The sequence below is a fragment of the Stenotrophomonas sp. STEN054 genome (genome assembly GCF_056854535.1).
Genome location: NZ_JBXFWG010000007.1, coordinates 61533 through 84113, shown reverse-complemented (window position 1 = coordinate 84113; position 22581 = coordinate 61533). Strand labels below are relative to the sequence as shown.

23 protein-coding genes are annotated in these 22581 nt (G+C 67.2%); 12 read left to right on the top strand and 11 right to left on the bottom strand.

Annotation, left to right across the window (positions count from 1 at the left end):
• Positions 1–47: 47 nt before the first annotated feature.
• Positions 48–2234 carry a translocation/assembly module TamB domain-containing protein gene (locus AC1VXD_RS04420; RefSeq protein WP_482991025.1) on the bottom strand — a complete coding sequence of 729 codons (2187 nt, stop codon included), beginning with the start codon at positions 2232–2234 and terminating at the stop codon, positions 48–50.
• Positions 2235–2351: 117 nt separating this feature from the next.
• On the opposite strand from AC1VXD_RS04420, the gene AC1VXD_RS04415 reads away from it, so the two are divergent.
• The 7 genes from AC1VXD_RS04415 (at position 2352) to AC1VXD_RS04385 (ending at position 9727) form a co-directional block, all read left to right on the top strand.
• On the top strand, positions 2352–4181 hold the full coding sequence (locus AC1VXD_RS04415) for an XVIPCD domain-containing protein (RefSeq protein ID WP_482991024.1): 1830 nt from the start codon (positions 2352–2354) through the stop codon (positions 4179–4181).
• Positions 4182–4315: 134 nt separating this feature from the next.
• Positions 4316–5176, top strand: coding sequence for an STAS domain-containing protein (locus tag AC1VXD_RS04410; RefSeq protein ID WP_482991023.1), 861 nt, complete (start codon positions 4316–4318; stop codon positions 5174–5176).
• Positions 5176–5538, top strand: coding sequence for an STAS domain-containing protein (locus AC1VXD_RS04405; protein WP_482991022.1), 363 nt, complete (start codon positions 5176–5178; stop codon positions 5536–5538). The genes AC1VXD_RS04410 and AC1VXD_RS04405 overlap by 1 nt, the downstream gene beginning before the upstream one ends.
• Positions 5535–5936: an anti-sigma regulatory factor gene (locus tag AC1VXD_RS04400; protein ID WP_482991021.1), complete on the top strand. Its 402-nt coding sequence runs from the start codon at positions 5535–5537 to the stop codon at positions 5934–5936. Before AC1VXD_RS04405 ends, AC1VXD_RS04400 begins: the two co-directional genes overlap by 4 nt.
• A complete protein-coding gene (locus AC1VXD_RS04395) occupies positions 5927–6940 on the top strand; it encodes an ATP-binding protein (RefSeq protein WP_482991020.1) in 1014 nt (337 codons plus the stop codon). Before AC1VXD_RS04400 ends, AC1VXD_RS04395 begins: the two co-directional genes overlap by 10 nt.
• The gene (locus tag AC1VXD_RS04390) at positions 6940–7809 is read left to right on the top strand and encodes a sensor histidine kinase (protein WP_482991019.1); all 870 of its coding nucleotides are present in this window, start codon (positions 6940–6942) and stop codon (positions 7807–7809) included. The genes AC1VXD_RS04395 and AC1VXD_RS04390 overlap by 1 nt, the downstream gene beginning before the upstream one ends.
• Complete coding sequence (locus AC1VXD_RS04385) at positions 7796–9727, top strand: response regulator (RefSeq protein WP_482991018.1); 1932 nt, start codon at positions 7796–7798, stop codon at positions 9725–9727. The genes AC1VXD_RS04390 and AC1VXD_RS04385 overlap by 14 nt, the downstream gene beginning before the upstream one ends.
• Positions 9728–10189: 462 nt before the next feature.
• On the opposite strand, the gene AC1VXD_RS04380 is transcribed toward AC1VXD_RS04385, so the two are convergent.
• Entirely contained in the window at positions 10190–10468 is a 279-nt protein-coding gene (locus AC1VXD_RS04380) for a hypothetical protein (protein ID WP_313049776.1), read from the bottom strand.
• A 219-nt stretch (positions 10469–10687) separates the two neighbouring features.
• On the opposite strand from AC1VXD_RS04380, the gene AC1VXD_RS04375 reads away from it, so the two are divergent.
• Positions 10688–12922, top strand: coding sequence for a TonB-dependent siderophore receptor (locus tag AC1VXD_RS04375; protein ID WP_482991017.1), 2235 nt, complete (start codon positions 10688–10690; stop codon positions 12920–12922).
• 58 nt (positions 12923–12980) lie between these two features.
• Here the strand turns inward: AC1VXD_RS04375 and AC1VXD_RS04370 are convergent, their stop codons facing one another.
• Both AC1VXD_RS04370 and AC1VXD_RS04365 read right to left on the bottom strand, forming a co-directional pair.
• Positions 12981–13676, bottom strand: coding sequence for an HAD family hydrolase (locus AC1VXD_RS04370; RefSeq protein ID WP_482991016.1), 696 nt, complete (start codon positions 13674–13676; stop codon positions 12981–12983).
• Positions 13677–14266: 590 nt separating this feature from the next.
• Positions 14267–14668: a response regulator gene (locus AC1VXD_RS04365; RefSeq protein WP_482991061.1), complete on the bottom strand. Its 402-nt coding sequence runs from the start codon at positions 14666–14668 to the stop codon at positions 14267–14269.
• A gap of 283 nt (positions 14669–14951) precedes the next feature.
• On the opposite strand from AC1VXD_RS04365, the gene AC1VXD_RS04360 reads away from it, so the two are divergent.
• From AC1VXD_RS04360 to AC1VXD_RS04350, 3 genes are all read left to right on the top strand, one after another.
• Positions 14952–15611: an NAD(P)H-binding protein gene (locus AC1VXD_RS04360; protein ID WP_482991015.1), complete on the top strand. Its 660-nt coding sequence runs from the start codon at positions 14952–14954 to the stop codon at positions 15609–15611.
• A 199-nt stretch (positions 15612–15810) separates the two neighbouring features.
• Positions 15811–16362 carry an isochorismatase family protein gene (locus AC1VXD_RS04355; protein WP_482991014.1) on the top strand — a complete coding sequence of 184 codons (552 nt, stop codon included), beginning with the start codon at positions 15811–15813 and terminating at the stop codon, positions 16360–16362.
• 32 nt (positions 16363–16394) lie between these two features.
• Positions 16395–16832: a hypothetical protein gene (locus AC1VXD_RS04350; protein WP_482991013.1), complete on the top strand. Its 438-nt coding sequence runs from the start codon at positions 16395–16397 to the stop codon at positions 16830–16832.
• 13 nt (positions 16833–16845) lie between these two features.
• On the opposite strand, the gene AC1VXD_RS04345 is transcribed toward AC1VXD_RS04350, so the two are convergent.
• Both AC1VXD_RS04345 and AC1VXD_RS04340 read right to left on the bottom strand, forming a co-directional pair.
• The gene (locus AC1VXD_RS04345; RefSeq protein ID WP_482991012.1) at positions 16846–17772 is read right to left on the bottom strand and encodes a GAF domain-containing protein; all 927 of its coding nucleotides are present in this window, start codon (positions 17770–17772) and stop codon (positions 16846–16848) included.
• A gap of 117 nt (positions 17773–17889) precedes the next feature.
• On the bottom strand, positions 17890–18630 hold the full coding sequence (locus AC1VXD_RS04340; protein ID WP_482991011.1) for a DNA/RNA non-specific endonuclease: 741 nt from the start codon (positions 18628–18630) through the stop codon (positions 17890–17892).
• Between the two features lie 416 nt (positions 18631–19046).
• On the opposite strand from AC1VXD_RS04340, the gene AC1VXD_RS04335 reads away from it, so the two are divergent.
• Positions 19047–19475, top strand: a complete 429-nt coding sequence (locus AC1VXD_RS04335) for a hypothetical protein (RefSeq protein WP_482991010.1) — start codon at positions 19047–19049, stop codon at positions 19473–19475.
• Between the two features lie 15 nt (positions 19476–19490).
• Here AC1VXD_RS04335 and AC1VXD_RS04330 read toward each other — a convergent pair whose 3' ends face one another.
• The 5 genes from AC1VXD_RS04330 to AC1VXD_RS04310 form a co-directional block, all read right to left on the bottom strand.
• The gene (locus AC1VXD_RS04330) at positions 19491–19997 is read right to left on the bottom strand and encodes a hypothetical protein (RefSeq protein ID WP_482991009.1); all 507 of its coding nucleotides are present in this window, start codon (positions 19995–19997) and stop codon (positions 19491–19493) included.
• A gap of 5 nt (positions 19998–20002) precedes the next feature.
• On the bottom strand, positions 20003–20686 hold the full coding sequence (locus AC1VXD_RS04325; protein WP_482991008.1) for a type 1 glutamine amidotransferase domain-containing protein: 684 nt from the start codon (positions 20684–20686) through the stop codon (positions 20003–20005).
• A gap of 99 nt (positions 20687–20785) precedes the next feature.
• Entirely contained in the window at positions 20786–21391 is a 606-nt protein-coding gene (locus tag AC1VXD_RS04320) for a TetR/AcrR family transcriptional regulator (RefSeq protein WP_482991007.1), read from the bottom strand.
• Between the two features lie 33 nt (positions 21392–21424).
• Entirely contained in the window at positions 21425–21595 is a 171-nt protein-coding gene (locus AC1VXD_RS04315) for a hypothetical protein (protein WP_482991006.1), read from the bottom strand.
• 93 nt (positions 21596–21688) lie between these two features.
• Positions 21689–22567, bottom strand: coding sequence for a LysR family transcriptional regulator (locus AC1VXD_RS04310; RefSeq protein WP_482991005.1), 879 nt, complete (start codon positions 22565–22567; stop codon positions 21689–21691).
• Positions 22568–22581 lie beyond the last annotated feature (14 nt).

The window sequence follows — 22581 nt, the reverse complement described above, 5'->3', positions numbered from 1 at the left end:
GCAGGTCTACGCAGACCGGTGCGTGTTGGATGCAGGCGCCGCAATGCTCAGTCCGCTGTGCCGGCTGCGCCGTCGGCAGGCAGCAGGGCCGGGCGCCCGTCGAACCATTCGCGCGCGCCCGCCAGATGCCACTGGCGCTGCTTGCCGTCCAGTTCGATGCCGGCACCCAGCAGTCCCCAGCGCAGGTACAGATCGCCGCGCTTGTTCTGCCCGAGCAGATCCAGCCGCGCCCGCAGGGACAGCCGCTCGTTCTCGGCTTCCAGGCCGTCGAGCACCAGATGGCCTGACTGCCAGCGCAGCCGGGTGGTTGCATTCACCTCTCCGGAGTCGAGCAGGGACAGCGCCCAGCGCGGGTAGTCGCCACGCTCGGCGAACACCGCCAGCAGGGGCGCGGCATCGCTCATCGTCAGTGCAGCGCTGGCATCGACCCGGAACGGTGCCTGTGCATCGATACGTCCTTGCTTGAACTGCACGCGTCCCCGCCAGGGCGTCTTTCGCTGCTGCTGCCCAACCTGCACGTTGCGCAGCTGCACCGACGTGCCCGACAGGTCGAAGTAGCGCTGCTTGAAGTCGGCGCGGCGCAGGGTGGCGTCGACCTCGGCGTTGCCCAGCAGGTCGAGGCCGGCCACCTGCAGGCGTGCGCCGTCGCCGCGCAGGGTGGCGGTGCCGTGGCCGACCCGGCCATCGGTGTCCAGTTCCACATCGCCGGTAAGCGAGCCGGTGCCACCCAGTAGCTTGGCCTGGCCCTTGCCCAGATAGCGATTGTAGGCGGTCAGGTCCGGAATCGTGGCATTGCTGAAGCGCAGGCGCGCACGCATGTCCTTGCGGAACTCACGCAGGCGGCCATCACCGCTGAGCACCAGCGAGAGGTCGCGGCCGTCGAACAAGGTGTCTCCTTTTTCACTGCCTGCGCGTGCGTTGAAGCGCGGTACCCGCACATCCAGCGTGGCGCGGGTGGGCGTGCCGGGCGCCAGCTCGCCGTGTGCGCTGGCCGTGCCGGTCATGCGCACGCCCGCTACTTCGGCTGTCGCCGCCGCTTCAGGAATGTCCACCGTGCTGCCGGCTGCGAGCTCCCCCGCTTTCAGCTGCAGGTCCGCCCGCACGGTGCCGCCACCGTCCAGCTGCACCCAGGGCTTGCGCAGGAACAGGGCGGGAATCCAGTTGAGCGAGGTGAAGATCCATTCGCCCTGCACCCGACCGGAGGTGCGCTCGATCAACTGGCCAGGCTCGCGGAAGGGAATCTTCCGACCCGTGATGTGCAGGTCGGCATCGAGCGAGGCGCCCGTACCCTCGCGCGCCGGCAGGCGTGCCTGCAGCCGGATGTCCTGGGCGGCGTTCAACTGCAGGGCCAGCGTGCCGCGATCGGGGGCGCCGGCGCCGGCCTGCAGCGGCACCCGCCAGACGGCCCGACTGCCCGGCTGCAGGGTGCCGCGGTCGAGCGTGATGTCTGCCTGCAATTGGCCGGTACTGGGTGAGCTGGAAACCGCCAGCGTCCGCGCATCGGTGTCCACCCGGATGCCGTGACTGCGCGCATCCACCTTCAGCGCGCCGTGGAGGATGTCGAACTTGGCGAGGCCGGGCGCCTGGTCGCGGTAGTGCCAGGGGTAGCCAAACGTCGCCTCGACCTTCATTGCGTCCAGCAGCTGCACGCCGTCATAGCTGGCGATGGCATCGCTGAAGGCCACCTGCGAATCGTACAGTTCCGACGGGCCGCCACGCAGCTGCTTGCGGAAGCCGACGGTGCCCTGGCCCTGGCCGATGATCAGCAGCTTGCCGAAGCGGGCGTGCTGGATGGAATCACTGTGGATAGCGTCGAAGCGCAGGGTCCAGCCCTGGTTGCCGCGCGGGGGCGGTGGCACGACATCGTCGACACGGGTGACTTCGGCCGTCACGCCAGTGGCGTTCAGGTGCGGCACGCGCACTTCGCGGCGGAACAACGGCCACAACGCCAGGCGGGCGCTTGCCCGGTCGGCGTGCAGCACATACACCGTGTGGTTCACATGGCCGCGCATGTGCACGTTCCAGGCGATCACATGCCCCGGCAGCAGGGTGATGGCGGGGCCGGTGCGCATCACGAACTTCTGCGGTTTGCGGTTGGTGACCAGGTCGAACAGCGGCGTGTTGAGGAAGATATTGCCCGCCAGCAGATAGAGCGCGTAAACGCTGGCAACGCTCCAGGCCAGCAGCCGCCAGCGGCGCGGCCATCGGGTGAAACCTGCGGGAAATGCGGGCATTCGGGCTCATCGACGGGTGGGACCTGCGTCACTATCCCGGACATCACTGCGTGATGATGTGAATGCCTGGCGATGTCGTCTGCCTATAATCGTGGGCTACGTAGAGGAGCCCATGGCATGACTGCAGAGGCTGGCAAGGACAGCACCACCGCTTACGACGCCCCGGAGAAGGCGGCCTTCGATCCCATTTACACCTCCAGCGTGCACGAAGCGCGGCGGACGACGCGCGACGGCAGCGTGACGATTTCCGAGACCGGGGTGAAGTCCAGCGGCGAACGCAAACTGGCCGGAACCAAGTTCGCGGGACAGTTCGTTGACGCCAGCGCCACCGTCACCGAAATTGTCGTCGATGGACGCAACGAATTCCAGCTGGAGGTGGCCAATGCCACCCGCAGCCAGCTGAAGGCCGGCATCGTCGAAGGCGCGGCGACCGCCGGTGGCCGTGGCCGCTACAAGGTGGCCCTGCCGCAGGGCGACAGCACCGATCCGCGCGACGTCAGTCCACTGGATCCGACCACCATCCCGCGCGGGGGCAGCGTCATCCTCGATGGCCAGGAATTCACTGGAACGCAGATGGAAGCGCGTTTCCGCAGCATGGCCGTCGAGAGCCAGCTGACCGAAGCGCAGGGCGCCAGTTATCGCGTCGATCGCCTCAGCGATGGCCGGGTGCGCGTCAGTACGGGCCCGAACGAGGCCGTGGAGGCGTTCAATGGCGTGGGCTTCTCGGCAGGCAAGTTGAGCGCCGTTGCCGGCCGCCAGGATGGACTGGGGCAGTCGTCGGTGCGCAGCGCGACCTTCGATCTGGAGCAGGCCGATGGCCGCGCGGCCTACGCGGAGTTTGTCGAGACCGGACGGATGCAGGCCGGCACGCCGGGCGTGCAGGACCTGGCCACCATCGAGCGGATCGGCATGGATTCGCAGACCCGCCTGAAGCTGGATTACAACGACAAACTTGGGCTGGACCTGGCCGGCCAGCGCAATGCCGGCGACATTGTCCGCGTGCGCCGCGAGGATGGCAGCTATACCGAGCGGATGAACCTGGAGTACAGCGGCAACCTGCCGATGAGCCGCATCAGCGCCTACGGTGCCGACGGCAAAGAAGACCTCGCGCAGCGCCGCTACGAATTCACCTTCGACCTGAAGGACAACCCGAATGGCGAGCAGATCGCCAGCCTGGTCAACAGCGCGCTGGCCGGGCGGGCCGGCAACGCTGTGCGCGGGCCATTGAAGGCCGGCGAAGTGAACACGCTGGTGCTGGACGAGGGCCAGATGCGCGGGCTGATGCAGCGCACCCAGGCGATGGTCAGGGACAACCCGATGATGGGCCCGGCCTGGCATCTGCTGGCCGAGGACGGGCAGGGCCGGCCGCAGCAGGATGTCGATGCCTTTGCCGTGGCGCTGGCGCGCAATCAGGGGAATTCGGCCCATGGCATGGCCGAGCGCCTGTTCCACGTCGCCGCCGCGGGTGGCCAGGATCTGCAGAAGATCGACGCCACCGTGCGCGGTGACCACCTGCAGAGCCTGCCGCCGCCGTCGCCGCTGCTGCCGCAGCAGGACCCGCGCCATGCCAGCAGCCCGGACCACGCGATGTGGTGCCAGAGCCAAGGCGCGGTCGGCAGCCTGGACCAGGCCATGGGCCGTACACCGGATGAGATGAGCGAGCGCCTGAGCATGGCCTTGCTGGTGGCGGCGCGGCACAAGGGCATGCAGCGCATCGATGAAGCCGTGCTCAGCGAAGATGGCCGATACGCGTTCGCGGTGCAGGGTGAGGCGCATGCGGCTGACCGGCAGATTGCCCGCGCCGACACTGCGCATGCCGTCGCCACGCCGGCGAGCGAGCAGGTGCGTGAGCTGCCGCAGCCCGCCGAGCGCAGCACGGAACACGCACAGGCCGTGCAGCAGGAACAGCAGGTGCAGGAGCAGGCCAGCCGGGCGATGGCGCGTTGACGCCCACAGAGGAAAAATGTGAAGAAATTTCACATGGAGAAAACGTCTTCACAGTGCTTAATACGGTTCCTGACGAGTAGGGGGCTTGTCTATAAGGACGGCTCCTGACGTTTCCAACTACCTGGACCGTACCCATGGCGGCTTTGCAGCAGCGCACCATCGATCTCATCCGCGAGCACCAGTCGACCCTGATCGCGCAGTGGCGTGACAACCTCAATGCCGCCGGCCAGAACGATGACAGCCGCATCGGTGCGCACGACCTGGACATCCAGGTCAATGAATTCTGGCATCTGCTGCTGCCCGCGCTGTCAGCCGCCGATACCGGCAACCTGCACGGCGCCGAGTGGCAGGTCATCCGCCATTTCCTTGAAGACCTCTCGCGCGACCGCGCGATCAAGGGCTTCACGTCCTCGGAGACGGCCACCTTCATCTTCTCGCTGAAGCGGCCGCTGTTCCAGCTGCTGCAGCAGCACCACAGTGGCGATCCCCAGTCGCTCGGCGAGCAGCTGTGGTCGATCTCCGAGCTGCTGGACGTGCTCGGCCTGCACACGGTCAAGGCCTTCCAGCGCACCCGCGAGGATGTCATCCAGCGACAGCAGGAAGAAATGCTGGAGCTCTCCACGCCCGTGGTCAAACTGTGGGATGGCGTATTGGCACTGCCGATGATCGGCACGCTGGACTCGCAGCGCACCCAGGTGGTGATGGAATCGCTGCTGCAGCGGATCGTGGATACCGGTTCGGAAATCGCCATCATCGACATCACCGGCGTGCCCACCGTTGACACGCTGGTCGCCCAGCACCTGCTGAAGACCGTCACCGCCATCCGCCTGATGGGCGCCGACGCCATCATCAGCGGCGTGCGTCCGCAGATCGCGCAGACCATCGTGCACCTGGGCCTGGACCTGCAGGGCATCGTGACCAAGGCCAACCTGGCCGACGCACTGGCCCTGGCGCTCAAGCGTACCGGCCTGACCGTCACCCAGGCCAGCCGCTGATGGACCGCATTCCGATCCTGCAGATGGGCGACCTGCTGCTGGTCACTATCCAGGTGGACATGCATGACCAGCTTGCGCTTAACCTGCAGGACGACCTCAGCGAGCGCATTTGCCGCACTTCTGCGCGCGGCGTGCTTATCGATATCTCCGCCCTGGACATCGTCGACTCCTTCATCGGCCGCATGATCGCCACCATTTCCGCGCTCTCGCGGGTGATGGACGCGACCACCGTGGTCGTGGGCATGCAGCCGGCCGTGGCCATCACCCTGGTCGAGCTGGGCCTGGACCTGAGCGGCGTGCGCACGGCACTGAACGTGGAGCGCGGCATGAAACTGCTGCGCCAGCGTGATGGACAGCCATGATCGCACGCCAAGGCACGTTACCCGTGCGGGTCGAGCAGGACGTCGTACTGGCCCGCCAGGCGGTGCGCCAGGCGGCGGTGGCCTGCGGGCTGCGGCTGGTCGACCAGACCAAGCTGGTGACCGCAGCCAGTGAACTGGCACGCAACACCGTCATCTATGGAGGTGGCGGGCAGATGGACTGGGAACTGCTGGAGGAAGGGCTGCGCCGTGGGGTACGCCTGGTGTTCTCCGACCAGGGGCCCGGCATAGCCGACATCGAGCAGGCGCTGACGGATGGCTGGTCGTCGGGGAAGGGCATGGGCCTGGGCCTGTCCGGGTCGCGGCGGCTGGTGGATGTCTTCGCGCTGGACAGTGTACCCGGCCAGGGCACGCGCATCACCATCACCAAATGGACGTGAATTTCTCCGGCCACGCCACCCGCGTCGTGGCCGTGGAAGAACCGACGCAGGTCGGGCAGGTGCGCCGCGAGGCACTGGCCCTGGCCGCTCGGATCGCTTTCGATGAAACGGACAGCGGCCGGGTCGCGCTGGCCGCCAGCGAGCTGGCCAGCAATCTGCTGCGCCATGGTGGCGGCGGCAAGGTGTATCTGTCCGTGGTGCAGGGGCGCGACGCCCGCGGCGTCGAGCTGTATACCGTGGACGCCGGTCCCGGTTTCGTGCTCTCGCAGGCGCTGGTGGAGGGCTATTCCACCGGCGGCAGCCAGGGCCTGGGCCTGGGCGCGGTGAAGCGCCAGGCGACGCTGCTCGACAGCTGGTCTGATGCGCGCGGTACCATCGTGGTGGCCCGCATCTACCCTCAACGTGCCGGCCCCCGGGTTGATCTCGCCTACGGAGCGCTGCGCGTTGCAATGCGGGGCGAGGAGGCCTGCGGCGATGCCTGGCACCTGTCGGTGTGCGAGGGGCAGGCAACGCTGACTGTGATCGACGGACTGGGCCACGGCCTGCCTGCCACCGATGCGGCACAGGCGGGTACGCGCAGAGCGGCGGACGCGGGCGTGGAGATGCCAAGCCAGCTGATTGAAGCGTTGCACCAGGCGATGTCGGGTACCCGCGGCGGTGCTGTTGCCGTGGCGACGATGCCGTTGGCCGGGGGCGAGCTGCAGTTCTCCGGCATCGGCAACATCAATGCCGGCCTTGCCGACGCCACGACCTACCGTGGCCTGGCCTCGATGCCGGGCATCGTCGGCGTGCAGTACCGCAAGGCACAGGCATTCAACGTTCACGCCGCGCACGGCACTCTGCTGGTCATGCACAGCGATGGCCTGCAGGGCCGCTGGCGGCTGCAGGACTATCCGGGCCTGGTCCATCGGCACCCGGCGCTGGTGGTGGCGGTGCTGCAACGGGATTTCGACCGTGGGCGCGACGATGCCAGCATCGTTGCCCTGCGCATGGGAGCGTGGTGATGGTGCTGGAACAGATGCAGGAAGAGAACGCCCGATTGGTGGCCGAAAACGCTGCCCTGCGCGCCGAGCTGGAGGAAACCAACCAGGGCGTGCTGGCGCTGTATGCCGAGCTGGACCAGCAGGCGGTGCAGCTGCGCGAAGTTTCCGATCTGAAGAGCCGGTTCCTGTCCTACATGAGCCATGAGTTCCGCACACCGCTGGGTTCCATCCTGAGCATGACGCGGCTGCTGGAAGACGGTTTCGACGGCCCGCTCAACGATGAGCAGCTGCGCCAGGTGCGTTTCGTCAGTGCCTCGGCATCGGAGCTGCGCGAGATGGTGGACGACCTGCTGGACCTGGCCAAGATCGAGGCCGGGCGCATCACGATCTCGCCGGGCTGGTTCGACCTGATGGACCTGTTCGCCGCCCTGCGCGGCATGTTCAGGCCACTGGTGGAAAGCAACCAGCGCATCGAGCTGCTGTTCGAGGACCCGCCGCCGCTGCCGATGCTTTACACCGACGACAAGAAGCTGGCGCAGATCCTGCGCAATTACATCTCCAATGCCATCAAGTTCACCCCGGAAGGGCAGGTGGTGGTGTCGGCGACGATGGAAGGCGATGCGGAGGTCCGCTTCACCGTGCGCGATACCGGCATCGGGATCGCGCCGGAGCTGCTGCAAGCGCTGTTCGAGGACTTCGTGCAGGTGGATTCGCCGCTGCAGAAACGCCTGCGTGGCACCGGCCTCGGCCTGTCGTTGTGCAAGCGGTTTGCCGAATTGCTGGGTGGCCGGGTGGCGGTGGAAAGCCTGCCCGGCAGCGGCTCGGCGTTCCATGTCGTCCTGCCGGTAGCTGTGACCGAGGCGACGGAGGCCGCCCATGCCGCACTCTGATCGCGTATTGGTGGTGGATGACAACGCAGCCACGCGCTATTCCGTGCGGCGTGTGCTGGAGCATCATGGTTACAGCGTGAGCGAGGCCGCGACCGGGCAGGAGGGCCTGGACCGGCTTGCCGACTCGGAGTTCGGTGCGGTGGTGCTGGACGTCAACCTGCCGGACATGAGCGGCTTCGACGTGGTGCGCCAGCTGCGCACCCAGCCACGCACGCAGCTGCTGCCGGTGGTGCACGTCTCGGCGGCGTCCATCGCCACCGGCGACATGATCACTGGCCTGGACAACGGTGCCGATGGTTATCTGATCCATCCGGTGGACCCGGACGTTCTGCTGGCCACGTTGCGCAGCCTGCTGCGCGCGCGTCGGGCCGAAGAGGCATTGCGCGACGCGGACGCGCGGTTCCAGGAGATCTTCAGCCAGGTCAATGCCCCCATCGCGGTGCTGGATGAGCAGCTGCAGATCCGCGAAAGCAATTCCGCCTTCGCACGCCTGCTCAGCGAGGCCGATGCCAATGGATCGCTGTTAGCGCTGTTGGGCAGCAACAAGGAGTTCGTGCTGGACCTGCAGGATGCATTGGCGCGACAGGAGCGCTGGCAGGGCGTGCTGTCCACCGCGGGCCGGCAGGGCGCGCGCACCACCCAATGGCGGCTGACGCCTGACCGCCGCACCGGCCATGGGCTGGTGGTGGTGGAGGACGTGACCGAGCACCATGTACGCGCCCGCGAACAGCGCGCCGAACTGGAAACCGCCAACACCGAACTTGCGCACCAGATCGCCGAGCGCAACCGCACCGAAGCCGAGCTGCTGCAGGCGCAGAAGATGGATTCGCTGGGCCAGTTGACCGGCGGTATCGCGCATGATTTCAACAACCTGCTGACGACCATCATCTCCGGCCTGGACATGATCGAGCTGGCCGTGTCCTCGTCGCGGCTTGAGAAAGTGCCGCAGTACAGCAGCATCGCCGCCGCATCGGCCCAGCGCGCCGCCGCCTTGACCCAGCGAATGCTGGCGTTCGCCCGCAAGCAGCCGCTGGATTCGCGCCCCTTCGATCTGGTGGCGCGTACGCGCTCGCTGGAAGACCTGCTGCGCCGCTCGATCGGCGAGAACATCGAGCTCGAGTTCGAACTGGGCGAGGATCCGCTGGTTGCCGTCGCCGACGTCAACCAGTTCGAGAACGTGGTACTCAACCTGGTCATCAACGCACGCGATGCCTTGGGTGGCCGTGGCCTGATCCGCCTGCGCGCCGAGGCCTGCGAGGTCCAGCGCGAGAACGAACTGACCTCGGGCCGCTATGTCAGCCTGAAGGTGATCGACAACGGACCCGGCATTCCACCGGAGCTGGTGGCGAAGGTCTTCGAGCCTTTCTTCACCACCAAGCCGCAGGGCGAGGGCACAGGCCTGGGCCTGTCGATGACCTATGGTTTCGCCCGCCAGTCGGGCGGACTGGCGCGCATTGCCAGCGAGCCCGGTGAAGGCACCGAGGTCGAGCTGCTGCTCCCCGCCGGCGAAGTGACACATGCGGAAACGAATGCCGAACAGGTCGCGCCGCCGCGTGGCCAGTCCGAGCGCATCCTGCTGGTGGATGACACCGATTCGGTGCGGGTGATGGTCGGCGAAATGCTGTCAGAAGCGGGTTACCAGGTGACGCTGGCGGCGGATGCGCGCCAGGCCCTGCGCAACCTGCGGCAGGACCCCGCCTTCGACCTGCTGCTGTCCGACGTCGGCCTGCCCGGCATGGACGGCCGCGAACTGGCCGATGCCGCGCGTGAGATCAATCCCGTGCTGCCGGTGCTGTTCATCACCGGCTACACCGAGCGCGCCGCGGTGCGTGAGTCCTTCCTCGGAACCGGCATGAGCCTGCTGCCCAAGCCGTTCAGCCTGCTGGAGCTGATGGCTGCGGTGCGCGCCGCGCTGTAGGGCGGCAGGGTCAAGGTGCCTGCGGACAACCCGGCAGGGTGATCGGCTGCCATCGCCTCTTCAGGGAGGCGGCATGGATGTCATCACACCAGGGTTTCTGATCGTCGCGGTCATCGCCGTGATCGTTGTGGGCGCCGGGTTTGGCGGCCGTCGCTTGCGCGCCAAGCCGCCATCGCGGATCTACCGATGCCGGAGCTGTGGATCTGCCGCGCACCATGATTCGCGGACGCTGGACGCATGGCGCCGCGGGAAAACCGCCTTCTTCTGCCAACCCTGCCATCGCCAGTGGCTGCGGTCGCAGCCGCCGGGACAGCGGGACAGGGGGGCCTCGGCGACGGCAGGCGGATCAGGGTGCCTGGGGGTCATCGCGCTGGTTGCGGCGTTGCCGCTGGGGTTGCTCTTGGCCTGGCTGCAGGCCTGACCTCACGGACAGGCCTGCGCGCTCAGTCAGCCCGCAGGAAGTCAGCCCGGCAGGTCACACTGCATCTTGCCGTCCACGTAGTACGGCTTGGGCACGTTCGGGTTTTCGCTGGTCTTTTCGAAGACCACCTCGAATGAATCCGCCTTCGGCGTTCCCTTGCGCTCGGTGCAGGCGTCGTTGAGCTTCTTCTTGACCGCGGTGATGCCGGCATCGCGGTTGGCGCCGTCGGCGCTGTTGGTCAGGTTCACCGTTTCAGCGAGGGCGAGCGGGCTGATGGCCAGCAGGCCGGCGGTGACGATCAGGGTGTGCAGGCGGGTCATGCATTCTCCTCGTGCGTTCCATTGCGGATGCGCCGCAGGCGTGCGGGGCGCAGACAGGATAGGGAAGGCCGGTTAAGGCACCGTGCTCGGCCCGTCAGCGCCTCAGGCCGCGACCGAGCGTCGCTCCGATGGTAGTGGGAACCATTCGCATCTGCTATGATTTAACGCGCCCTTCACCAGCGCCGCCGCCCAGGCGCGCCTCCCGAGAGCAGGTCCCCCATGTCCAACTCCCGCTATCCTTCCCGCGAGCCGATGCGCTCGCTGCTATCCGTGTCCGTTGCCGCGCTGCTGGCGCTGCCGTTGGTTGCGCAGGCCCAGTCGGCGACGCCCGATGGCGCCACGCCCACCGATCTGGACGCGGTGCACGTCAACGCCTACCGCACCATCGCCCACACCTCAGGCGCGACCAAAACCGATACCCCGGTGTCCGGGATGGCCAAGTCGGTGTCGGTCATCGCGCGTGAGGAACTGGACGCGCGCGGCGTGCAGAACCTCAATGAGGCGATGCGCTACGTGGCGGGCGTCTCGCTGGAAAGCACCGGCATCGACAACCGTGTTGATGACTTCCGCATCCGCGGATTCGATGCCGGCAGCTGGAGCAACAACGTCACCGTCGATGGCATGCGCGCGCCGCAGGGCGGGCAATGGAACCGCACGATGGTCGACAGCTGGAACCTGGACCGCGTGGAAGTGCTCAAGGGTCCTTCGGCAGTGATGTATGGCCAGGTGGCGCCGGGTGGCATGGTCAACCAGGTCAGCAAGACGCCCACCCCGGACCAGCAGCAGGTGCTGCAGCTGGGCGTGGATGGCAACGGTCAGTACAGCACCGCCTTCGATGTCGGCGCAGGCAGCGATGACAAGCGCCACCTGGGCCGCCTGGTCGGCCTGTACCGTGACGGCGACACCCAGATCAAGCACACCGACCAGGAGCACTGGTTCCTGGCGCCCAGCTACACCTTCCAGATGGCCGAGCACACGCGCCTGACCCTGCTGGGCCTGTACCAGCGCGACGATGGCGGCTCGACCTACCAGTTCCTGCCCATGGCCGGCACCCTGGTGGCCGCGCCCTACGGGCACATGAAGAACAGCACCTTCATCGGCGAGCCGACCTGGAACACCTACGACCGCACGATCTGGTCGGGCGGCTGGTTGTTCGAGCACGCCTTCAACGAGCACTGGACGCTGAGCCAGAGCGCGCGCCGGTTGAACGTGGAATCGACTTTCCGCAGCGTGGTGACCAATGGCGCGTTGAACGCCGATGGCCGCACGCAGAAGCGCCGCGCCACCTGGGGCGAGGGCGACTCACGCGGCGACACTGCCGATACCCGCCTGACCGGCAAGTTCAGTACCGGCGCTGCCGAGCACACCCTGCTGCTGGGCGTGGACTGGCAGAAGGCCGACTGGACAGCGGCGCGCGGCGCGATGGGCACGACCACCGATACGCCCACCGCCATCGACATCTTCAAGCCGGTGTACAGCGGCTACATCCCAGCCACTACCTCGATCGGCTATTCCGGCGGCATCAACCGCCAGACCGGTGCCTACCTGCAGGACCAGATCGCGCTGGACAAGTGGCGCTTCACCGTCGGCGGCCGCTACGACTGGACCAAGGATGACACCTGGACCCAGGCCTACACCGTGGCCACCGACCGCTATGGCGCACGCGCGCCCAGCCACATCAAGAACCATTCTTTCAGTGGCAACGCAGGCATCCTGTATGTGGCCGACAACGGCCTGACCCCGTACCTGAGCTATGCCGAATCGTTCCAGCCGGCCGGCAGCACGGCCACGCAGTCCTACGAGCGTACGGCGTTCGATCCGATCACCGGCAAGCAGTGGGAAGTGGGCCTGAAGTACCAGCCGGCCAGCTTCGATGGCCTGATCACCGTATCGGGCTACGACCTGCGGCAGCAGAACGTGCTGACCGACGACCCGGACAGCAGCCACAACACCTGCGGCACCACCGGCACCAGCCAGTGCCAGGTGCAGGATGGCGAAGCCCGCGTGCGCGGTGTCGAACTGGAAGGCCGCGTCACCCCGCTGCCGGGCTTCAGTGTGATCGGTGCCGCCTCGTGGATGGATTCGGAAGTGACCCGCAGCAACAACGGCTACGCCGGCAACGAGGTGGCGATGGTGCCGGACTGGACCACCTCGCTGTGGGGTGACTACACCTTCCAGGGCGGTGCACTGGAGGGCCTGAGCCTGGCCGCCGGCATGCGTTACAACGGCCAGAGCTACGGCGACAGCGCCAACCTGTACCGCATTCCGTCCTACACCCTGTGGGATGCCGCCCTCCGCTATGACGTCGGCCTGTACGGCGCGGTGGGGACGCAGCTGTCATTGAACCTGAGCAACCTGGCCGACAAGCGTTTCGTATCGACCTGCACCGGCGTGTCGTCGTGCTACTACGGCACCGGCCGCACGGTGACGGCGACCGCGCGCTTTACCTGGTAAAGCAGACCGGGTGATGCAGGACTGCCGCCGCATCCGGATGGGGCGGGGGCAACGTCGATCACGCCGCTGCGTTGGCGGCGTAGCCGGCCAGCACGGTCGGCAGGTCGTGCATGGATTCGAAGATCACATGCGCACCGGCTGCCCGCAGGGCTTCGGGCGTGCTGTGGTACTGGCCGCCCGGGCTGTAGCCGAACACCGTGGCACCCGCGGCCACGCCTGCGGTGGCGCCGGTCACGGTGTCTTCGATGACCGCGCAGCGGGTCGGGTCCACGTCCAGTGCGGCGGCGGCTGCAAGGTACACATCCGGGTGCGGCTTGGTGCGCGGCTGGTCCTGGCCGCTGAAGATCTGCCCGGCGAAAGCATCGAGGATGCCGATCTTGCCCAGCTGCAGGCGCACCTTCAGCAGGTCGGCGCCGGAGGCGCAGGCAATCCTGCCGCCGGTGGCGACCTGGATTACACGTACGGCGGCCGGGGCGCCGGGAATTTCAGTGAGATCACGTTCCAGCGCCACGTTGCGCTGGCGGCGGAACTCATCCAGCCACGCCTCGGTGAAAGGCTTGCCGGTACGCTCCTCGATCAGGCCGGCCAATCCGGCGACGGACTTGCCGAGGAAGATTTCACCGGCCTGCTGCTGGGTCAGCGGCCAGCCGCGTTCGCTCAGCATTTCCGACAGCACGCGGGCCACCAGCGGCTCGGAATCGACGAGGACGCCGTCGCAGTCGAACAGCACGGCATCGAAGGGAAAGGGGGACATCAGGAACTCCTTGCAACAACCAACGGGGGAAGCTGCGCGCTATTTTCCCACAGGCCGGGGGCGGGCACCCCGCGCCTCGATGAATGCGCCGATCTGCTGCAGCGTCTCGGGGGGCCGGCGTTGTAGCCGATCATCGACAGGTCCGGGCGCGCTTCCACGGCAAAGGTCGAGAAGTCCAGCTCCAGCAGGCCCGGCTCCGGATGTTTGAGCCGCTTGCTGCCATCGCCCCCGCTGGCCACGTTGTTTCCGAACGCGCAGGCAACACGCTGCTGGAGGCAGGCGTGGACGTGCGGGTGATGCGCGTACTGCCTGGCGCTGGAGCACGGTTGCGCCGGTGAGCCTTATTACGCGGTGGCCGAGGAGGGCATCCGTGCGCGCCGTATCGCCGGAGTGGTGGCAGCGGGGCTGGACGTGCCGGAGCGCAGCATCACGCAGGAAGAAGCGGCTGCGATGTTTGTCTGGTTCGCGCTGCTCGCCGGGATGGACCTGCCGGCATCGAGTGCACTGACCCGGCAACGCCTTGGCTGGCAGCCGATGGCCCGACGCTGCTGCAGGATCTGCAGGCGATGGACTACCGCGCGGGGCGCTGACTACGGCTGCGCGCTGCGGCGGTCCCTTGCCAGTGCCAGCGTCTGGTTGACCGCCTCCTGCAGCTGCGGGATGTGGAAGGGCTTGGCGACGAAGCGCGCCTTCTGATGGCGCGCAGGCACCACCTGATCGTAGACGGCGGAGGCGAACAGGAACGGGACGCCCAGCTCGGCCAGCCGGTCGGCAACCGGAAACACCACGCCGTCGCCGAGCTCGATATCGAGGATGGCAGCGTCGAACCGCCCCTTCCGCAGCAGATTCAACGCTTCAAAGACGCTGTCGGCGTGGGTGACGCTGTTTCCTTCATCGGCCAGGGCATCTTCGACCAGTTCGGCGAGGTCCAGCTGGTCTTCCACCAGCAGCAGGCAATGCTCCTGCGTCTGTTCAGTGCGGTGCTTCTGCATGCGCAGGTCGTGCTCGTTGGCGATGGTGGGGGCCAGTGTCCGCTTTCCGGCATCAAGCCAGCGGCTGGCTGCCGTGTGCATGGTGCGAAGATCGCATGACGTGATGGATGCGGGTCGTGGTCGGTGGGCGTTCGTGAACCGCTTTGGTAGATGCCGACCTTGGTGGGCAGCAGAGCCAGGGCACCGACCAAGGTCGGCATCTCCCAGGACCCATTGCAGCCAATCACACCGTGTTCGACCTGGGCGCTCCACACTGGACACCGTTCCCTCCACAGGATCCCGCATGAGCCAGGTTTTCATCGTCGGCGCGGCCGGCAAGGTCGGCCGTTCATTGGCCCAGCAGGCCAGCGCACGCGGCCACCGCGTGCTGGCACTGCACCGTAGGCAGAAACAGGCCGCCGAACTCACTGCCCTCGGCGCACGCCCGGTAGAGGGCGACCTGCTGCAGCTGGATGTCGCCGCGCTGGCGGCACTGATGAAAGGCTGCGACGTGGTGGTGTTCTCGGCCGGTGCCGGCGGCAAGGGCGGCGCGTCGATGACCGACGCCATCGATGGACGCGGAGTGGAACTGGCCGTGGCCGCCGCACAGGCCGCGGCCGTGCCGCGCTTCCTGCTGGTGTCGGCCTTCCCGGAGGCCGGGCGCGGCAAGCACCTGTCCGATACGTTCGAGAACTACATGGTGGTGAAAAAACGTGCCGACGTGCATCTGGCCGAAAGCCCGCTGGACTGGGTGATCCTGCGCCCGGGCACGCTCACCGACGAACCGGGCACGGGCCGGGTGCGTGCCGGCCTCGCCATTCCCTACGGCAACATCGCCCGCGCCGACGTCGCCGCCACGCTGCTGGCATTGATCGAACACCCGCAGCTGCGTCGCTGCATCATCGAACTCACCGAGGGTGAAACCCCGGTGTTCGATGCGCTGCAGGCGCTGTCGCCGGCATGAGGGCTAGACCACGACAACGCGCTGACCCAGCATCCAGCGCATGGTCTTCCGCGCCGCCGCCGTCACTACCACCGCGACTGCCTTTGGCGGGTCGTGAGGTCGTTACGTGACGTGAAGCAGCGCACCCTCGCAGGACCCCGCCAGTCATGGATGGGGTCTTCTGTTTCTCCATCTGTGCCCACCCCACAGGAGAAACACCATGCACCCTTCCCGAATTCCCCGCCGCGGCCTGCTGGTCATCGACATGCAGCACGGCCTGTTCAACGGCGCGCACCGCCCGTACCGAGCTGACGATGTCCTGGCCAACATCAATGCGCTGATCGACCGCGCACATGCCGCCGATGCGCCGGTGTTTGCCGCACGCCACGTCGGCCCCGCAGGCTCGCCGCTGGCGAGCGACGGCCCGTTGTCGCAGCTGCTGGCTGGCCTCGCCATCGATCCCACGCGAGACACCGTGTTCGAGAAGACGCGGCCCAGCTGCTTCTTCGAGACCGGCCTGGCCGAGCGGCTGGCGGCGGCCGGCGTCGAGGAACTGGTCATCGTCGGCATGAAGAGCGATTACTGCGTGGATACCACCTGCCGCGCAACGCGCGACCTTGGCATCGCCGCGGTGCTGGTGGCTGACGCGCATACCACCACCGATTCGCCCTTGCTTGAGGCGCACACCATCGTCGAGCACCACAACGCCACGCTGCGCGGGGCCTTCGTCAGCCTCGTCGCCAGCGCGGACTGCACGTTCGCGGCAGGGTAAGCTCCCGTCAACGAAGTCAGCCAGGAGGACAGATGGGTTCGACGACCCAGACACGCAAGCTCCGCAACAATCTTGTGCTGATGCTGCTGTCCGCAGTGGCGGGCTGCAGCACGGCGGGGGGCGGCGATCGCCATCCTTCGCCACAGCTGCGGGCGGTAACGTTGACGCCTGAAGCGTCGACGGTCTGGTTGACCGCAGCTTCCATCGGCACCATCGAGCCCATCGGCTCGTGCGTGTACTTCGTTACTGGGTCGGGTCAGCGCAGGCTGGCGCTGTGGCCAGACGGCTTCGCGCTGGAAAGAAGGGACGGCGTGGCCGTGGGCGTGCGCTACACCCGGAGCGGCAAGGGCGTGGCCTTCGGCGCGACGCATACCTTTGGCAGCGGGGAACTGTCCGCATTGCCGGGCATCCTGGCCGACCCGCTGCCTGCGGACTGCAGCGGGCCGGCGATGATGCTCTGGTTCCACTGAGACCTGCGCAGGCTCAGCGCTGCTCGTCCTTGCGCGCGCTCAGCTCACGGTCGGCGCGCAGGAACACCGCACTGGTACTCTCCTCGCCGGTGCCGCCGGCGGCACCCAGCAGCAGCGGCCGCGGCAGTCGCGAGGAGGCATCGTCGGCCACGGCCTGCAGGGCGGCCAGGGTCGCGGTGGCCTGGTCGCTGCCCAGCACCGCGATGAACTCGCCGCTGCCGGTGACCCGGTTGATGCTGTCGCCGCGCCCGGCATCCAGGCACTGCTCCAGCGCCACGTCCAGCTGCTGCAGCTGGCGTTCCAGGCTGCGTTCGCCCATCTGTTCGGCCAGGCCGGCCAGGTCCTGCAGCTCGAGGATGACCACCGTGCAGGCGGTGCCGGTTGTGGCGTGCGCGGCTTCCACCAGCGGGCTCTGCTCGAGGATGGTCGCCACTTCATGCTCGCGTTCGCGGCTGCGCGCTTCCATCAGGTTCATGGTCAGCCGGGCCAGGGCCTGCAGGGCCTCACGCTGCTCCTGGCTGAGCGAGCGCGGGGTCAGGTCGACCACGCAGACGCTGCCGACCGCCGCGCCTTCGCGGGTGACCAGCGGCATGCCCGCGTAGAAGCGCGCACCCATCTCATTCAATACCGGGTTATCGGCGAAGCGGCTGTCCTGTTTCAGGTCGCCCACTTCCAGCAGCTGCTCGGGCTGGCGGATCGCGTGGTCGCATACCGCCACGTCACGGTCGGTTTCGGTGCCATCCACGCCGATGCGGGCCTTGAACCACTGGCGATCACGATCGATCAGGGTCACCAAGGCCATCGGCGTACCGCAGGCGGCGGCTGCCACCTTCACGATATCGTCGTAGGCCGGCTCGGGCAGGCTGCCGACGACATGCAGCGCATCCAGCGCGTGCTGGCGTTCGGCTTCAGTGAATGCGGCAGAAGAATGATCCGTCATGGTGATTCTGGGCGGTCAAAGGTCATCGCTCATGCTAGAGCACGCCCGCGTCCAATGGATGAACCACCGCCGCATCCGGCCCGTACCGCGGCGCATGGCCGGGGCAGGGTGCGGGCATCAGCCCAGGTCGCAACCGGCAGGCTGCGGCCAGGTGGTTGCGGGAAGCATGTTTTTCAGCGACGCCGGTGCGTTGATCGCCACGTAGCTGGCGCCGAGCAGCTCTTCCGGGTCGGCGCTGGTCACGAGGTAGTTGTCCAGGCTGCCCAGATTGGCCTCGTTGGGGATGATCCAGCGGATCGCCTTGGCGGTACCGGTCTGCGGGTCGCGGGTGATGATCGTCTTCCAGAAGAACTCGGGCGTCCGAATGCCGTGGCTGGCCAGGAAGTAATCGTTGGCGGCATCGCCGTAGACCACGCCGCCATAGACGTCCACCGGCGCGATGTCGCGGTAGCACTCGGCCACGTGCTCGGCCCTGACCCAGATGCCCTGGTTGAAGCTGGACACCTGCGGCACGATGGTGGTCATGAAGTTGGCGCGGCGGATGTAGGGGGTGTCGTAGTCCATGTGGTTGGAGCTGACCAGCTGCGCACGGTCATAGCCGGCATGGATGCTGGCGTACGACGCGGTGCTGTTCCGGCCCAGACAGCCGCTGGGCAGGTCCGTGTCCTTGTAGAAGCTGGACGGGCGCTTGGCCGTGCCGGTATCGGCCAGTAGGGTGTAGTCGTACCGCGTGGCGCTGTGGATGCTGCAGCCGTAGGTCAGCACGAAGCCGCCCTTGTTGAGGGTGACCGTTTCCGCATGGGCGGCGCCGGCAAAGGCGCTCAGGACCAGGGCGAACAGAAACGTGGCAAGGCACATTGCAGTCTCTCCGTCAGGTTTTTCCAGGACGCAGGACGCCATCACGGCGAAAGCGTTCGCCATGCGGAGGCACTGCGCGTGTGGATGGGTGAGGACTGCGGTTGGAACCCGGCGGATGCCGGTCATGCAGGAGGATCTCGACCGCGCTCCCTGGCCACGAATTGGCGTGCGGTGCCGTAAGCGTGAGTGCGTGTCGCTTGCAGGTCAACGCTGGATGTCCGGCGTTGTGGCCCGGCGCAAGCCTCCTACGAGTGTCAGATCGCCGGCCGCAGGATGAAACGTGCGCATGACAGGCGCGCGGACCGGTATCGGCAGGCGGGGGATTTGCGGCAGAATCAGCGCGTTAATCCATCGAAAGCGTGACGCGTCACACGCGCGCACCACCGCAGTGCAGACTCAAGGAACGAGGACAGGTCATGGATGTTCGCCCTCTGGTGATGGTGTGGCTGCTGGTCGCCGCACTTCCGGCCGCCGCGCAGCAGATCCGCTCCGCGACCGGCCCCGCGCGCAAACCGCTGCCGGCCGCGCCACGGCCGGCCCACAACTCGATGGCGAAGAGCACCACGCCCTTCAACTGCGCGCAGTACGCGTGGCCCAAGCACCCGCATCCCACCTTCAAGGCGTACTGCGATAGTGTCGAGGCCAATACGCTGCAGTACGAAGCCCGCCAGGCCGGTCGTCCCGGTCCCTCCACCGAGGTGAGCGCTCTGCCTGGGCTCGGTTCGGCCGAAGCCAAGCGCACCGGCACCGCCTGCATTGGTGGTCAGGCTTTCCGGCGCTTGGCCAATGGCTGGGAACAGGTGGCGTCGCCGTCGGGCGGGTGGCTGCGCTGCCGGGAACGCTAGGCGCGCCGTCCGGCGTCAGAGCCTGCCTTCAGTCGCGTAACGGGCGGCACCCTGATCCACCAGCCTCTGCAGCTCCTGCAGCAATGGCGTATCCCAGCGCTCGAAGTTGAAGCAGGATTTGCCCTGCATACGCTGCTTCAAGGCTGGACTGATGTCAGCCAGCAGCTCGGGATGGTCATAGACGGGCCTCAGGTGGAAGGCGTGCCTGCGTCCGGACACCATCACCGCACCGAAGAACTGCACTTTGCCGTTGGCGCGCGGCGTGCGGCAGTTGACGTAGAAATGCTGGTCCGCGTCGTGGACCACGAGCAGGCCATCGCGATGGCGCAGCAGCATCTGGCGCAGGGCGCTGGACAGATCGGCGGCACCGTCTCGGTGGACGCCGTGGGTGTCGCCTGGGTGCGCTTCACGGGAACTGCCCGGTGTGGGGAATGTTCTGGGAGAGACGCAGCGTGCCTGTGTGCGCACCGCAGCACGGGGAAGCGAAGCGATCCGGGCGTACGCGCCGGATCGCTCCTCCATGGCGCTCAGGCTTTGGCGACTGCCTGGATCAGCACCGTGGCGGCTTCGGCCGACGAGCCCGGGTTCTGGCCCGTCACCAGCAGGCCATCGCGGCGTACGTACGACGCCCAGTCCGGCCCCTTGCTGTAGTCACCACCCAGGTCCTTCAGCATGTCCTCCACCAGGAAGGGCACGACCTGGGTCAGGCCCACCGCGTCCTCCTCGGTGTTGGCAAAGCCGGTGACCTGCTTGCCGGCGACCAAGGGCTTGCCATCGGACGCCTTGACCTGGCGCAGCACGCCCGGTGCGTGGCAGACCAGGCCGACCGGCTTGCCGCTGGCAACGAACGATTCGATCAGCGCGATGGAGTGGGCGTCATTGGCCAGATCCCACAGCGGACCGTGGCCGCCGGGGTAGAACACGGTGTCGAAGTCGGCCGCGTTGACGCTGTCCAGGCGCACGGTGGCGGCCAGCTGCGCCTTTGCGTCGGCATCGGCTTCGAAGCGGTGGGTCAGTTCGGTCTGGAACGCCGGCTCGTTGCTCTTCGGGTCCAGTGGCGGCTGGCCCCCCTTGGGCGAGGCCAGCACGATCGCGGCGCCCGCATCCTTGAAGGCGTAGTAGGGGGCGGCCAGTTCTTCCAGCCAGAAGCCGGTCTTGTGCCCGGTGTCGCCAAGCTGGTCGTGCGAGGTCAGAACGATGAGGACTTTCATGGTGGTGCTCCTGTTGGAAGGATGACGCAGTAGACCGGTCGTCTAGAGGTTGGTCGTAAAAAAACACTCCGCTGGAAGTGTGTCGGATGCATCCCTCGCTCAGCGTGAGGGACGCAGGATCTCGCGGGTGGTAAGCCGTGCGTTCTCGAAGGGCTCCGGGCCGCGCACGATTTTGACCATGATGCTGGCGCCCAGCCAGAGCTGGTAGAGGCTTTGTGCCAGCGCGGAGGCATCACCGCTGCTGGCCAGGGAGCCGTCGGCCAGGCCGCCTTCGATCGCCAGGGTCAGGCGTTCGATGATGCCGGCCGTGCCGCTGCGCATGGCCGCACGCATGGCGGGCGAGAGGTCAGCCACTTCGGCGCCCAGTTTCACCGCCAGGCACTTGCCCTGGCAGTCCTCGAACGACTGGCTCTCCATCCAGGCGGAGAAGTAGCGCTCCAGCTGCTCGGCCTTGTTCTGGCCGGCGCTGCCAAAAATCTGGTCCATTTCGGCGAGGTACTCGTCGAAGTAGTCCTGCAGCAGGGCTTCGCCAAAGGCTTCTTTGGAGCCGAAGTAGTGATAGAACGAGCCCTTCGGCACGCCTGCGGCGGTCAGCACCTCGTTCAGGCCCACCGCCGAGAAGCCCTTGCCGCCCATGGTGCGGCGGCCGCTGGCCAGGATTTTCCGGCGGACGTCGGTGCCTGCAATGTCGGGGCCGGGATTCATGGGAGTGACGATACTCCCGATTAGACCGGTCGTCTAGCGCTGGACCCGGCGCCTGGGTGGGATTCGTTCATGCGTATGGATCATCACACTGACCCGGCGCCTTCCCACCAGCGTCCGGGTGCCCGGGGCGTCATGAATGCGGTCGAAAGCCAGGGCAGCATCGGCATTGCCATGCACCTGCGGGGTGAGCTCGATGATCTGCATGCCCGCATTGTCACCAGGGTGCCGGTGGCCCTGTCGATGCCGACGCGGCTGCACGGCGAGTGCCGGGCCCAGACCATGTCCGGCCCGACGCGCTCAGCCTTTACGCACCCGTTGCAGGAAGGCCTCGACCGCCGGCACCTGATAGGCACCTTCGCGGCGCAGGATGCTCAGCGGCCGCTGCAGCCCCAGCGCCCGCACCGGAAGCCGGACCAGGCTGCCGTCCTGCAGGTCACGCACCACGCTGATGCTGGGCAACCAGGCAATGCCGCCGCCATGGATCGCGGCCTGTTTCAGCGCCTCGGTATTGCCGAACTCCACGATGTTGCCGGTCCGCACGTCCAACTGCTGCAGCAGCTCGCCGATCAGCTCGCGGGTGCCCGAGCCGGGCTCGCGCATCAGCAGCGGCAGCCCGTTGATGTCGGCCGGGTTGGCGCGTCTGCGACCGGCCAACGGATGCTGCGCACCCACCACGGGAATCAGCTCATCACGGCTGAATTCCTCGGCGATCACGCCTTCGACCCGCACCGGCCCCTCCACGAAGCCCACGGTGAAGCGCAGATCGGCCACGCCCTGCGCGACCTGCCCGGTGTTGCCGACGAACAGGGAAATACCCACCTGCGGGAACAACGTGCGGAACTGCGCGACGAAACGCGGCAGCACATAGGTGCCGATGGTGTTGCTGGCGCCCATCGACAGCTGGCCGGCGCGGGCATCGGCAAAATCGCGCATCGCCGCCTGTGCACTGTCGGCCACGGCGAACAACCGCGCCGAGTAGGCATGCAGCACCTTGCCCGGTTCGGTGAGCCGCATGCCGCGCGGCAGCCGCTCGAACAGCACCACCCCCAGGCGCGCCTCGAAATCCTTCAGCTCCCTCGACAGCGCTGGTTGGGAGACGCGCACGCGGATCGCAGCGGCGGAGATGCTGCCGGTCTCGGCGATGGCGTGGAAGATGGCCAGGTGATGGAGGTTCATGCGGGTGGGTTTCG